This is a genomic window from Arthrobacter sp. 9MFCol3.1 (assembly GCF_000620385.1).
Lineage (GTDB): Bacteria > Actinomycetota > Actinomycetes > Actinomycetales > Micrococcaceae > Arthrobacter.
In genome coordinates, this window is sequence record NZ_JIBJ01000022.1 from 38,037 (window position 1) to 51,665 (window position 13,629).

The window sequence follows — 13,629 nt, forward strand, 5'->3', positions numbered from 1 at the left end:
GCTCAGCCCACGTTCTGGTAAAGGGCAGACAGGGCGTCCTGAACCCGTGCGAGGTCCCCGGCACTGAGATCGGCCGTGGGGCGCCGGGGTGAGCCGGCCGGAAGTCCCTGCAAGGAAAGACCGGCTTTGACGGCCGGGATGAAGGGGACGGAGAGGAGCGCGTCGATGACCGGGTACAGCTGGTTCCACTGGTCACGGGCCCCCGTAAGGTCGCCGTCGGCGATCAGCCGGCTGACGGCAACGATTTCGTCGGGCACGACGTTGGCCGTGCCGGCCATCACGCCGGCCGCGCCCTCAGCAAGAGCGCTGTAGAGGTAGACATCCCACCCGATGAACGTGCCGATGACATCCCCGTGATGGTGGATCAGCTGCAGCGCCTGTTCCCAGTTCGCGCTCGAGTCCTTGATGTACCGGATGTTCTCCACCTCCTCGGCCAGCGCACGGACCGTTGCCGGATCCAGGTTGACCCCGGTGACGGCCGGGATGTTGTACAGCATGACCGGAAGCTTGACCGACCGGGCAACATCCTTGATGTACGTGACGGTTTCCGCGAGCGTGAGCGGCTCGTAGTACGGGGTGATCAGCATGAGCACGTCCGCACCTGCCTTCTCAGCCGCCTGCGAAAGCCGGATGGCTTCTGCGGTGGAGGTGGCGCCGGTGTTGGCGATGACCGAGACGCGCCCGTTAGCCTGCTTGATGACGGTGTCAATGAGGAGCAGCCGCTCCTCGGAGGACAGTGCACCGACCTCGCCCGTTGATCCGGCAGCCACGACGCCGTCGACGCCGGCGTCAATGGAGCGGTCGACAATACGCCGCAGGGTGTCGACGTCGATGGCGCCGTCCTGGTCAAACGGGGTGGCGAGTGCGGTGAGCACGCCCTTGAGTTGCTTTGACATGGTTGGTTGGTCTCCTTGCTTAAGATGTGGGGTCGTAGCGGGCCGGATCAGGATCCGGATGCCAGGCGAAGGTGCGTGGTGGAGCTTTGCCGTTCTGTGGCCAGCAGGCTGGCAGCTTCCTGGGCCGCCGAGAAGCCGGTGGTGATGGAGCTTTCGGTGTAGAGGGTTCCGAGGAAATCTCCGGCCAGGAACACGCGGTCCGTCCCGCGCATGAGGGTCGACTGGAGCTTGGCCCGGCCGGGGAAGCAGTAGGGAGACGCCATCTTCCACCGGTCCGTCTGGGCCTCCACCACGCTGTCGGCGAATCCGTGGCCGAGGACCTGGTCGAGATCGGCGAGGTGGGTGGCGATGACTTCCTCATCGCTCTTATCCAGCAACGCGCGCCCCAGATTGGCCGGGGAGAACGTCATGAAGCTGCCGCCGGGCTTCCGAACGGACTCGGAACCACGGACGATGCTCGCCTGGTTCAGGGCGATCGCGAACGAGCGCTTCGGCGCCGCGATGGCGTAGATGTCGTCCCAGGGCCTTGCCGATGTCTCATTGGTCAGGAAGGCCGTGCTGACGTGCGGGCCGTACTTGATCTGGCTGAGTGCGCCGCGCAGGTCTTCCGGCAGGTCGACGCCGATCTTGTGCGACACATCGGCGGTGGTGGCAAGGACGACGGCGCGGGCCTCCACCTCCCGGTCGGCACCACCCTGGCTGTACCGGACCAGAACGGAGTTCTTCTTGTGCACGATCTCCTGCACGGTGGCTCCGAGCTGGATGCGGTCGCCCAGCGAGGCCGCGATCGACTCGGTCAGGGTGGACGGGCCGCCGACTATGCCCTGGCTGAGACCTTGGCCGATGCCGAGTACCAGGCTGAAGTACCCGATGCCGGCGCCCGCAGAGATTTCGTTCATGTCGCCCGCGGAGCGTGTGACCGTGGTCTTGAACAGTGCGGCGGCGTCTTCTGAGAGGTTTCCGATGAAGTCCTGGAACGAGCTGTCGTTCTCGAAGTCATAGATGCGCTGCTGCCGCATGGCGCCGGATTCGCCCGCGCGCTTCTTCACGACGGCCGTGTACTTGGCTACTCCGCTGACCACCTTCATGCCGGCCCGCAGCGTGTCGATGCGCGATGTGAGGGACATGGGAATGCGGAACGGGTACGTCGCGATGTGTCCCTCGCGGATGAACTTCCCGTTCATCGACAGCGCCTGGAGGGACCCGGGTATCTGGACGGCCGTAACGCCGACTTCAGTGAGCAAGGCATCGGTGGAGGATCCGGCTCCGGCGAAGACGTGTCCTCCCCAGTTCAGCCAGTAGGCGCCGCGGCGCTCCGAGCGGATCCTGCCGCCGACGCGGTGCCCCGATTCGAGCAGCACCGTGTCCCAGTGCCGCAGCCGCCAGGCTGCCGAGAGCCCGGCGAGACCTCCTCCGACGATTACTACATCTTTCATGGTTCGCTTTCCTTCATAGCTGTTGTGTTGATGCGGGGCGGAGCCGCCGGTGATGGCGACTCCGCCGAAAACCTTTTTCGAGGACCTAGCTCGTGGCGTGCTTCCTGACCGGGCTGCCTGCCTTGGCGGTGCAGCCGGGGAGGGCAGCAGCCTCGCCCAGGGTCAGGCCCCGCGTTTCGGGGGCCCACGCAATGGATACGGCAAGGCCGACGAGGGTGACCACCGCGGCGATGATCATGGTGGTTCCGATGCCCAGCGTTGTCAGGGCCAGAGGCACAAGGTAGGTCCCGACGGCTGCGCCGATGCGGCTGAGGGATGAGGCCAGGCCCACTGCCGAGCCGCGGACTTCGGTGGGGAACAGCTCGTTGGGGTAGACCCACTGCATGATCTGGGTGCCGCCGATGAAGACGGCGTAGGCGGCGAAAAGGGCCAAGATGATCCATGGGTCGCTCTCCGGGAACAGTCCCAGGCCCAGAAGCGCCAGGCCGCTCCACAGGAAGCTGTTGATGATGAGGGGGCGGCGGCCCATCCTGTTGACGAGGGCCACGGCAATCAGGCACCCGACGAGGAACATGACGGTGATGGCCGCGGAACCGACGTGCGCCAGGTCGGCGCCGAGTTTGAGGGCCCCGAGGATGGCCGGGCCGAACGCGTACACCGCGAAGAGCGGAACGATCGAGCATGTCCAGAAGATGGTGATGAAGGCCATGCGCTTGCCGTAGCCGGACTTCAGGAGTTCGCCGACGCTGATGTTTTTACCGCTTTCCTCCGGCAGATCGGCCAACGAGACATTGGGACCGTACACCTTGGCGAGCACCTTGTTGGCCTCTTCATCGCGGCCGACTTTGGCCAGCCAGCGCGGCGATTCGGGGGTTCCAATGCGCAGCAGGACAATGATCAGTCCCGGAACGGCTGCGCTGGCGAGCATCCAGCGCCACCCGTCTTCAAACGTGAGCAGGAACTGGCCGACAATGTACGCGGCAGCGGCACCGACGAACCACATGGTGACAAAGGCGCCCAGCAGAGGACCGCGCCAGCGGCTCGGGGTGAATTCGGCGAGCAGCGAGGTGGCAATCGGATAGTCAGCACCGACGGCGAAGCCGATGAGCAGGCGCAGGACGATCAGCCAAAACGCGTCATTGACGAAGGCCTGCAGGACCGAACAGACCACCAGGGCGATGAGGTCCACCGTAAAGAGCAGGTGCCGGCCAAACTTGTCGGTCAACCAGCCGCCGAGGAACGCGCCAAAAAAGATGCCTCCCAGGGCGGCTGCTCCCACCAGCCCCTGTTCCGAGGCGGAGAGATTGAACTGCGGAGTGATCTGGATCATCGCAACGCCGATGATGCTCAGGATGTACCCGTCCAGGAACGGGCCCCCGGAAGAATACAGCGCCAGTTTCTTATGGAAGGACGAGAGGGGCGCGTCATCGAGTGGGTGGGACATTGCGTTTCCTTTCGGAACTTGGGTGGACCGGTTATCGCGGGCCCCGAGAAGAGAATTTTTTGCCGTTTCCCGGCCTGTGCGCAGTCGTCATTGGCAACGAACGACCGGTATGCATATAACTTGCGAGCCCGTCCCCGCCGAGTCTCAGGAGGGGCTGTCAGCGGGCTGTGTGACACAAACCACTGTAAGATGTGATCACAAATCACACAAGGGGGAATCTGAACTTTTCCGCGGTCCGGAATTCTCGCGGCATGTGCTGGAAGGGCCAGGGGGCGGCGGGAGGATATATTTGATCTGTGGTCATATCCAAGCGCGTAGTCCCAACCCTGCTGACCGATCAGGTCTACGCGATGATTCACGAGGCAATCCTCAACGGCGACCTCCCGGCCGGCGCCAGGTTGAGGGTCCGTGATCTTGCGGAGCAGGTCGGGACCAGTGTCATGCCTGTTCGCGAGGCGATCCGGCGTCTGGAAGAAGCGGGGCTGGCCGAGCGCGAACCGCACAAGGGCGCCGTCGTAAAAAGCCTCACGCTGGAGGAACTGATCCATGTCTACGACGTCCGCCGGCTTTTGGAGACGGAGGCGGCGCGGCTGGGAAGCCGGCGGATCACCGCTCAGGACTGCGACAAGATGCAGGCGGAGTATGAGCTGATGCGCGCAGCTATTGACGAGCGCAGGGTCATCGCACTCCTGGATCATGACGAGGCCCTGCTAACGATCCTCTACGAAGCTGCGGGGAACCCCGTGCTCGTCCAAACGATCCGCACGCTCTGGCAGCACTGCCGGGCGTACAAGATCGTCGGAGCCCAGGGCTCGCTGGATACTGCGGGCGATGACTCCCTGTGGCGGTATCAGCAGGGCCTGATTACCGCCGCACGCAGTAACGACGCCGACGCGGCCGCTTCCATCAATGCGGCATCACTTCTCGACGCCTCCGACCGAATCAGGGCCCGGCTTGCCGCGCAGGCCCAGGGCTAACCCGACGCACTTTGTGCCCGAAGATGCGGCACCTACCGAGTACCACCCGAATGCGGGTCGCGGCAGGTACTACCCGCGAGGCTCCCGAAATGCGCTTCAGGTTTGGCCGTTTCACTTCCAGCGTTTCGGCCACTTCACGTTCATCAGGAGCAGCCCCAGCAGGAGCGAATCCACGGTCATGATGCCGGCCATGAGATAGGCCCACCCGGCCATCATGGCTCGCCCGCCGTCCGGCGGCCGGAAATGCGCGTGCGTACCAGAATGCCCAAGACGATCTCCTGACCTGGCCCCCCAGTCGCTCGATAGTTCACCAAGTCTCGCACCGCGCCGCCCCGGAGGGAACCGCGAAACTGCGCAGCCCAAGCTTTTCACAAGGCAGCAGGTGAGGGGCGTATTTGTCGCAACCTCGTCTCGTTCAATGCAACTGCGCGGCGTAGCCTGGCCGCTCACCGGACCGACATGCCCGGGCATGTCCGCTGAACTAATTCACGGCCCCGGAGCAAAAAGGCATTGACTGTGTCATGCGTCACGCCTAATCTGGTGCAACAGCGTTGCACTGATTGCAACTCCAAAACACTTTGGTGGACACATGAGTAACGAAAATTCCTCCCCCGCCACTCTTGCGGGGCAGACCAGCCCGGAGTCGAATAACGGGCATGGCAGCACTTCCCCGGGACAAAGTACGTTGAGCGGCCATGCGGCCCCTGGCGGCCACGATCCCGCAGTCAGCAGGGAAACCCGACGGCGGGTGGTCGCCGCCAGCTTCATCGGGAACTTCGTCGAATGGTTCGACTACGCCGTCTACGGCTACCTGGCCGCAACAATCGCCGCGGTCTTCTTCCCCGAGTCCAATCCCCAGACCGCGCTTTTGCTGACCTTCGCCTTGTTCGCGATCTCATTCCTGGTGCGGCCGCTGGGCGGCTTTGTCTGGGGCCACATTGGCGATCGGGTGGGGCGCCGTACCGCGCTTTCCCTCTCAATCCTGATCATGTCCGGAGCGACCTTCTGCATCGCCCTGATCCCGGGATATAACGCCATCGGCATCTGGGCGCCGATCCTTCTCCTGGTGGTGCGCGTCGTCCAGGGCTTCTCGGCCTCGGGCGAATATGCCGGCGCGTCGGCCTTCCTGGTGGAATACGCCCCGGCCAACAAGCGCGGCCTCTACGCGGCCGTGGTTCCGGCCAGCACGGCCGCGGGCCTGCTGCTGGGCTCCCTGCTCGCGGGCCTGCTGACCGTCCTGCTCAGTGCAGAGGCGATGCAGAGCTGGGGATGGCGCCTGCCGTTCCTGCTCGCCGCCCCGATGGGCCTGATCGGACGCTATATCCGCACCAAGCTCGAAGACACGCCGGTGTTCCGCGAACTGGCAGAGGAGGACCAGGCCATCAAGGCCCCGGTATCCAGCCTCTTCCGGAACCACTGGCGGTTGCTGCTGAAGGCCGTCGGAGCCGTGCTGCTCAATGCCGTCGGGTTCTACGTGATCCTGAGCTACATGCCCACGTACCTGTCCTCGGAGCTCGGTCTCGGTGCGGCCGAATCCTTCCTGGCCACCACCATCGCCCTGGTGACATACATCGGATTCATCTTCCTGACCGGTATGCTCTCGGACCGCTACGGCCGCAAGAAAGTGCTGATCGCCGCATCCCTGAGCTTCATCCTGCTGACCGTGCCGGCTTTCGCCCTGCTGGGCACCGGGAACTTCCTGGTGATCGTCCTGGTCCAGATCCTGCTGGGCGGCATGCTGACGCTCAACGACGGCACGCTCCCGAGCTTCCTGGCGGAAATGTTCCCCACCCGCGTCCGCTACAGCGGCTTCGCCGTCAGCTTCAATCTCTCCAACGCGCTCTTCGGCGGCACTGCGCCGTTCATGGCCACCCTCCTGATCGCCGCGACGGCCAATGACCTGGCGCCGGCCTGGTACCTGGCCGGTGCCGCGGCCATCTCCCTGATCGCCGTGGCGCTCTCCCGGGAAACCAGCAAAGAACCGCTGCGCCACGAGTAGCCCCGGCCGACCCCCAAATTTTCCCCTCCAAAGAACAGCACTGCAGAAAGGCACCACCACCATGACCATCGCAACCTCCAACAACGCTTCGTCCATCGCCGAACTGGAGCGACTGAAAGTCCTGCACAACGGGCAGAAGGAAAAGCTGACCTTTTCCAACGCCGAATTTGAGCGCCGGCTCGGCGGACTGCGCCGCATCATGGCGGAGAAGGACCTGGACGCCGTCGTCCTGACCAGCTACCACTCCATCAAGTACTACTCGGACTTCCTCTTCACCTACTTCGGCCGGTCCTACGCCATGGTGGTCACCAAGGACGACACCGTGACGGTCACGGCCAACATCGACGCCGGCATGCCGTGGCGGCGCAGCTACGGCGACAACGTGGTGTACACGGACTGGCGCCGGGACAACTACATCTTCGCCATCCAGGAGGTGCTGCGCACCCGCGGCATCAACCCCCGCCGGCTCGGCGTCGAAGACGATTCGCTTCCGCTGGACAACCGGAACAAGATCCAGGCAGCCTTTGCCGGGGCCACCCTGGTGGACGTGGCCCAGGCCGCGATGCGCCAGCGGATGATCAAATCGGCCGAAGAGATCGAGGTGATCAAGCACGGGGCCCGCATCGGCGACCTGGGCGGCGAAGCCATCCGCAACGCCATCACCGCCGGCATCACCGAATATGAGGTCGCCCTGATCGGCACCGAGGCCATGGTCCACGAAATCGCCCGGACGTTCCCGGATTCGGAAATTCGTGACACCTGGGTATGGTTCCAGTCCGGCATCAACACCGACGGAGCCCATAACTGGGCCACCACGCGCAAGATCCAGGAACACGACATCCTGTCCCTGAACTGCTTCCCCATGACGTCCGGGTACTACACCGCACTGGAGCGTACTTTGTTCTACGGCGAACCCGACGCCCGCTCCCTGGAGCTGTGGAACATCAACGTGGAGGTCCACAAGCGCGGACTCGAGCTCATCAAGCCGGGAGCTGTCTGCAAGGACATTGCCGCCGAGCTGAACGAGATCTACGTGGGCCATGGACTCCTTGCCAACCGGACGTTCGGCTACGGACATTCGTTCGGCGTTCTGAGCCACTACTACGGCCGCGAGGCCGGGCTGGAACTCCGCGAGGACATCGACACCGTGCTCGAGCCCGGCATGGTGGTCTCCATGGAACCCATGATCACCGTTCTGGACGGCCAGCCAGGCGCCGGCGGCTACCGCGAGCACGACATCCTGGTGGTCGGCGAGGACGGAGCCGAGAACATCACGAAGTTCCCGTTCGGCCCGGAATACAACATCGTGGGCGCCTGAGCGGCCCACACCCCCTGAAAGGGAAGGACAGCAGAAGCGGCGCCACGTCCACCGTGGCGCCGCTTTTGGGCCCTCATGCGGAATGATGGTAGACACCATGACCCCAGCAGAATCTCCCGCAACCACCGGAAACGGCGACACCAAGGGCACCTCCGTCATCGTCAACGCCATCGCCGTGCTGCGAACCTTCACGGCGGACGAACCGTTGCTCGGGGTCACCGAGATCGCCAACCGGGTGGGCCTGCACAAGAGCACCGTTTCCCGGATCCTGGCCACCTTCGAACAGGAACACCTGGTGGAACGCGATCCGGAAACCCGCCGCTTCCGGCTGGGGCTGGGCCTGATCGCCGTCGCCGGACCGTTGCTCGCCGAACTGGAAGAACGGCGCGTGGCGTATCCGGTCCTGCGTGAACTCACCGAACGGACCGGCGAAACCAGTGCCCTCATGGTGTGGAACGGCGCCGAGGCGATGTGCGTGGAGCAGATCGCGAGCCACCACCAGATCAAGCACACCACCCCGCTGGGAGCCCGGTACACCGACGCCATGAGCGCCTCCGTGCAGGTCTTCCTGGCCGCAGCGCCCGTCGAACGCGTCCGAACCCTCCTGCGCAGCGGAGCGATCAGCTACCCGGGACTTGATGACGCGGGCCTGGATGGCTACCAGATCAAGCTCAAGGATGTGACGGCCCGCGGCTGGGCCATCAACTACGGCGAATCCTCCATCGACGAAGTGGGCGTGGCCGCTCCCGTCCACGACCACCGCGGCGACATCGTGGCGGCCGTCCTGATCTCGGCGCCCCGGTTCCGCGTCTCACGCGAAGGACTGCAGAGCCTGGGCGAAGCGTGCGCGGCTGCGGCGGACAAAATCACCAGCCGGCTGGGCGGCCGCGCGTCCCGCGGCAACGACTAACGCCGGGCCGGCAAGCAACACGCACCCGCCTCAGCTGAGCCGGGCCAGCCGCGCGGCCAAATGCAACGCCGCAAGCCGGCCCGTCCGCCGGGGGTCGCCGCCGCACAGCTCGAAGATCCGCTGCAGCCGTTGATGCATCGACTGCCGTTCCACGTGCAGCTCCCGGGCCGCCTGGGCGGTGTTGCATCCGGAATCAAGCCAGGTGGCCAGGGTGTCGAGCAGCCGCGAATTGCGTTGGGCGTCATGGTCCAGGAGTGCGCCCAGCTGCTGGCGCACGAAGTTGCGCCGTTGTTCGGTCTCCAGGCTTCCCACCGCAAGGCGTTCGACGGCGAATGCCTCGGAATCGATCACGGGACAGTGCGGGCCGGTTGCCCCCGCCGGTGAATGTCCCAGCGCATCTGCCAATTCCAGCGTGAGCCTGGCTTCCGACAGGGACCAGGGAGCTTCCGAGATCCCGGCGGCCAGCGGGCCAACGGCGACGAGCGTATCGGCCAGCGCGGGCAGCCCCCGCAGGCCGGCCAGGAGCGTATCCCGGCTTTCGCGCGGACTATCGCCCGGCTGTACGGCCACCGCCAGGAGCTCGGCGTTGTCGACGTAGGTGGCGCTCGGCTGCGCCCCGCGGGTCAGAAGGCGCTCCACCGGCGCCCGGAGCTGTTGGAGCATGTCGGAGCGGATCACGATGGCCACGAGCGCGGCGCCCGGCGGAATCCCGGCCGCGGAAGCCAGCTGCTGGAGCCGCCAGGTCTGGCTGCCCGAGTCTATCGCGCGGAGCAGGGCCGCCCCAGCGACTTCCTTGAGCCCGGGAGACATCCGCTGGAGCAATGCCAGGGCCAGAATGTCCACTGAGCGGTTCCCGGCTGTCCGGGCCAGGTTCTCGTCCTCGCCGGCCGGGACCCGGAGCAACAGCTGGGCAGCGAGGATGCCACGGATCGGCACGTCGATGTGGATCAGGCGTGCCTGCTCCTGCGGCCCAGGGGAGGAGGCATCGGCGTCGGAAGCCTCTGCCTGCCCCGGGGTTGCGCTGGCCAGGGTCGCGCCCGCTATGGACGTCAGGGTCACCTCGGCATTGATGATGCCGGCCAGCACGGCGAGGATCCGGTCCAGGCCGCCGCCGTGCGCCAGCTCGACTGCCATGGCGTGACTGGCCTCGTCCGCCCGCCGCAATTGGGACACCGAGTCGCTGACCAGCATCGAGTTTATGGCCTGCATGACGCCGACGAACGGCACCACCGCGCGAAGTTCGATCAGCGGAAGGCCGGCTGCTTCGGCGGCCGCCACCATTGAGGACGGCAGAGACGGAAGGGCCACCCCGGTTTCGATGGCTACGGCCGCCACACCCCGCTCCGCCAGTTGGCGAACGTAACTGACCTGCCGCTCCTCGGAGGCCTGGGCGAGAGCTTCTCCGCCGGTCAGCAGCAGCTCCCCTCCGGCAAGCAGCGGCGCGATGTCGATGATCTCGCTGGAGTGGATCCACCGCAGCTGGGTCCTGGCGGCAGTCCGGGCCGCTGCCCGGATGACGGGAGCGGCGGCCGCCAGCGTTGGATGGTTCAGGGCGTCTTCAAGACGAATGGACATTACACTCCGTCACGTCGCTCAACGTTTGTTTAGACACATTGTATATGGCTGAATGTGGCCTGCGACACATAATCTTGAGGAATCCCACACATCCTCGGAGGCTCCCCATGCGACAAAAATCCCCAGCGGCCCCAGCCGGCACCGCGCCGGAAGCCAGTGAAGACCACGAAGCGTGGCTCCACCCCATTCCCGAATCAGAGCGGACGCGCAAAGTGTCCGGCCAGTTCTGGATCTGGGCTGGCGCCAACCTCGCCCCGATCAACTGGGTGCTCGGAGCGCTCGGCATCCAGCTCGGCTTGGGGTTCGCGGACACGGTCACCGTCCTTGTCCTTGGCAACCTGATCGGGATGCTGCTCTTCGGATGCTTTGTCCTGCTGGGGCAAAAGACGGGGGCGACCGGCATGGTCCTGGCCCGCGCCGCCTTCGGCCGGCGCGGAAACTACCTCCCGGCGGCGATCCAGGCCCTTCTGGTGATCGGCTGGTGTGCAGTCAACACCTGGATCATCCTGGACCTGGTCATGGCGCTGTTCGGAACCCTGGGGTGGGTTGATCCGGAGGCCCACAACTATGCGTGGAAGATCGCCATTGCCACCTTCATCATGGCCGCCCAGGTAACCATTGCCTGGTTCGGCTACAAGGCCATCGCCGCCTTCGAAAAATGGACCGTCCCGCCGACCATCATCATCCTGACCGTGATGTCGGCAGTGGCCTGGTTCGGCATGAAAATCAACTGGACCTACGCCGGCCCGGCAGGACACATCCTGGAAGGCTCGGAACGCATCGCTGCGATGAGCGCTGTCATGACGGCGATCGGCATCGGCTGGGGCATCACCTGGTTCACCTACGCCGCAGACTACTCGCGCTTCGTCAGCACCACGGTGCCCAAGCGCAAGGTCTACCTCGCCTCGGTGCTGGGCCAGTTCATCCCGGTCGTCTGGCTGGGCATCCTGGGGGCCAGCCTGGCCACCAACACAGGGGAAATAGACCCCGGCAAGCTCATCGTCCTGAACTTCGGCGCGCTGGCCCTGCCCGTGCTGCTCATGGTGCTGCACGGCCCCATCGCGACCAACATCTTGAACATCTACACCTTTTCCGTAGCCACACAGGCGCTGGACATCTCCATCAGCAGGCGCAAGTTGAACCTGTTCGTCGGCGTCTTCTCCCTTGCGGTCGTGATCTTCTTCATCTTCCAGGAGGACTTCGCCTCCGTGCTGGACGCATGGCTGATTGGGCTGGTCGCCTGGGTGGCTGCCTGGGGCGGAGTCATGCTGGTCCACTACTTCTGGATCGAAAAGCGCTGGCCCGGTAACCCGGCCAGGCTGTTCGACGCCGTCGGCACCAAGCGGCTGCCAGGCGTGAACCCGGCCGGCATCGCCTCATTGATCATCGGCATCTTCGCCACCTGGCTGTTCATGTACGGGCTGGTGCCGGCAATGCAGGGACCCATAGCGGTCGCCCTGGGCGGGTGGGATTTGTCCTGGCTCGCCGGGGGACTGTCCAGCGCTGCCGCCTACGCCGTCCTCGGCCCGCGTTTCCACCGCAAGTTCCTTGATGTTCCCGACAGCGAACAGGCCGCAGATACGCCTCTTGCCAGCGACCTCGCGGTCCCGTCAACCACCCGCACCGCCCTCTAGCAGGAGACCAGCCCCGTGAACTTCCCCGCTTTCGCCGACACCGCCCATCCCATCACCTGGCCCGAAGGCCATCGGGCCGCAGCGTCCTTCACCTTCGACGTCGACGCCGAATCCTGCACCATCGCCCATGACCCGCAGAGCACCAGGCGCATGTCCCTCATGACGCACCAGTCCTACGGGCCCAAGGTCGCCGTCCCGCGGATCCTGCAGATCCTTGAGCGCCAGCAGATCCAGGCGACGTTCTTCGTCCCGGGATTCACCGCCGAATGCTACCCGGACGTGGTCCGGCGGATAGCCGACGGCGGCCACGAGATTGCGCACCACGGATACCTGCACGAACCCATGCAGGGCATCGACGCCGCCACGGAGGCGCGGTACATCGACCGGGGCCTGGATGCCCTGGCCAAGGCCGCCGGCGTCCGGCCGACCGGCTACCGTGCCCCGTGGTGGGAGCTCAACTGGCATTCCGCGACGCTCCTTGCCGACCGCGGGTTCCTTTATGACTCAAGCCTGCTCGACGGCGACGCGCCGTACCGCTTCAGCGTTGCCGAGGCAGACCCCCGCGATCTCGTGGAAATCCCTGTCGACTGGGCTCTGGACGACTGGGAGCAGTATGCCTTCTACCCGGGCGTCACCGGAAGTGGCGTCATCGAAAGCCCGGCCAAGGTCCTGGAAATGTGGACGCTGGAGGCCGAGGCCCACCACGCTGCCGGGAGCTGCTTCGTCCTGACCAACCACCCCTTCATTTCCGGCCGGCCGTCCAAGGCCGTGGCCCTGGAGCAGCTGATGGACCGGGTCAAGTCGATGGACGGCATGTGGGTCACCACCATGGAGAAGATCGCGCAGCACACGCGCGACTCCGTCGAGGAGATCCACACCCACGCGCGCATTGCGGTGCCCGGGTTCCCGGACACCGGCGCACAGTTCACGCCGGCCGCCGTGCGGCAGTCGCAAGGCGCCCCGGCGCGGCGCGGCGCCGGAATCTAAGGCACAATTCGGCCCTTGCAAGATCCCCGGCCCGGCCCCTCAACTGAAGGTGGCTGGGCCGGGGACTTTCCTGTGGGACGGTCCGGAGCCAGTGGCGAAGCGGGGTGTTTAGCCGGTCTTGGCCATCGCGTAGGCCAGGGTGCCGTAGGCCAGGGCCCCGGACATTTCGGTGAGTAGTTCCGGGTTGGTGTTGGCGATGGTGTCGCAGGCCTCGTGGTAGCAGGGGTCGAGGTCCTTGCCGGCCTCCCCGCCATAGGTCTGGGCCTGGGCCTGGGTCTTCCTCTTCTCGTCGCCGGTGAACAGCCCGCCGCCGGGAATGCCGGCCGAGAGGAAGGCGTCGTAGTCGGACCCGCCGTCAAAGGGCGTGGTCTCGGCCGGCAGCGCGTTCTCCTGGAAGTAGCGGAAGAAGATGTCCTCGATCGCCTTGGACCCGGCCGGGCCGGCGTCGCCGAA

11 protein-coding genes are annotated in these 13,629 nt (G+C 65.4%); 6 read left to right on the forward strand and 5 right to left on the reverse strand.

Annotated elements, in window-relative coordinates; translation table 11 throughout:
• Positions 1–2: 2 nt before the first annotated feature.
• The 3 genes from dapA to C560_RS0116755 all read right to left on the reverse strand — a co-directional run bounded on the left by dapA (position 3) and on the right by C560_RS0116755 (position 3,776).
• Entirely contained in the window at positions 3–896 is an 894-nt protein-coding gene (gene dapA / locus C560_RS0116745; protein WP_026539068.1) for a 4-hydroxy-tetrahydrodipicolinate synthase, read from the reverse strand.
• A 47-nt stretch (positions 897–943) separates the two neighbouring features.
• The gene (locus C560_RS0116750; RefSeq protein ID WP_026539069.1) at positions 944–2,332 is read right to left on the reverse strand and encodes a protoporphyrinogen/coproporphyrinogen oxidase; all 1,389 of its coding nucleotides are present in this window, start codon (positions 2,330–2,332) and stop codon (positions 944–946) included.
• Between the two features lie 85 nt (positions 2,333–2,417).
• Entirely contained in the window at positions 2,418–3,776 is a 1,359-nt protein-coding gene (locus tag C560_RS0116755) for an MFS transporter (protein ID WP_026539070.1), read from the reverse strand.
• Positions 3,777–4,072: 296 nt separating this feature from the next.
• Between C560_RS0116755 and C560_RS0116760 the strand changes: the two genes are divergently transcribed.
• The 4 genes from C560_RS0116760 to C560_RS0116780 all read left to right on the forward strand — a co-directional run bounded on the left by C560_RS0116760 (position 4,073) and on the right by C560_RS0116780 (position 8,980).
• Entirely contained in the window at positions 4,073–4,753 is a 681-nt protein-coding gene (locus tag C560_RS0116760; protein ID WP_197026181.1) for a GntR family transcriptional regulator, read from the forward strand.
• Between the two features lie 589 nt (positions 4,754–5,342).
• The gene (locus C560_RS0116770) at positions 5,343–6,752 is read left to right on the forward strand and encodes an MFS transporter (protein WP_026539072.1); all 1,410 of its coding nucleotides are present in this window, start codon (positions 5,343–5,345) and stop codon (positions 6,750–6,752) included.
• 61 nt (positions 6,753–6,813) lie between these two features.
• Positions 6,814–8,070, forward strand: a complete 1,257-nt coding sequence (locus tag C560_RS0116775; protein WP_026539073.1) for an aminopeptidase P family protein — start codon at positions 6,814–6,816, stop codon at positions 8,068–8,070.
• 97 nt (positions 8,071–8,167) lie between these two features.
• Positions 8,168–8,980, forward strand: a complete 813-nt coding sequence (locus tag C560_RS0116780; RefSeq protein ID WP_043423332.1) for an IclR family transcriptional regulator — start codon at positions 8,168–8,170, stop codon at positions 8,978–8,980.
• A gap of 30 nt (positions 8,981–9,010) precedes the next feature.
• On the opposite strand, the gene C560_RS0116785 is transcribed toward C560_RS0116780, so the two are convergent.
• Positions 9,011–10,555, reverse strand: a complete 1,545-nt coding sequence (locus tag C560_RS0116785) for a PucR family transcriptional regulator (RefSeq protein WP_026539075.1) — start codon at positions 10,553–10,555, stop codon at positions 9,011–9,013.
• Positions 10,556–10,662: 107 nt separating this feature from the next.
• Between C560_RS0116785 and C560_RS22240 the strand changes: the two genes are divergently transcribed.
• Together C560_RS22240 and C560_RS0116795 are read left to right on the forward strand one after the other, a co-directional pair.
• Positions 10,663–12,189 (forward strand): purine-cytosine permease family protein, encoded by a 1,527-nt coding sequence (locus C560_RS22240; protein ID WP_043423333.1) that lies wholly within the window; start codon positions 10,663–10,665, stop codon positions 12,187–12,189.
• Between the two features lie 15 nt (positions 12,190–12,204).
• Positions 12,205–13,176: a polysaccharide deacetylase family protein gene (locus C560_RS0116795; RefSeq protein ID WP_026539076.1), complete on the forward strand. Its 972-nt coding sequence runs from the start codon at positions 12,205–12,207 to the stop codon at positions 13,174–13,176.
• Positions 13,177–13,284: 108 nt separating this feature from the next.
• Here the strand turns inward: C560_RS0116795 and C560_RS0116800 are convergent.
• On the reverse strand, positions 13,285–13,629 hold a 345-nt coding region (locus C560_RS0116800), incomplete at its 5' end, for a M28 family peptidase (RefSeq protein ID WP_026539077.1).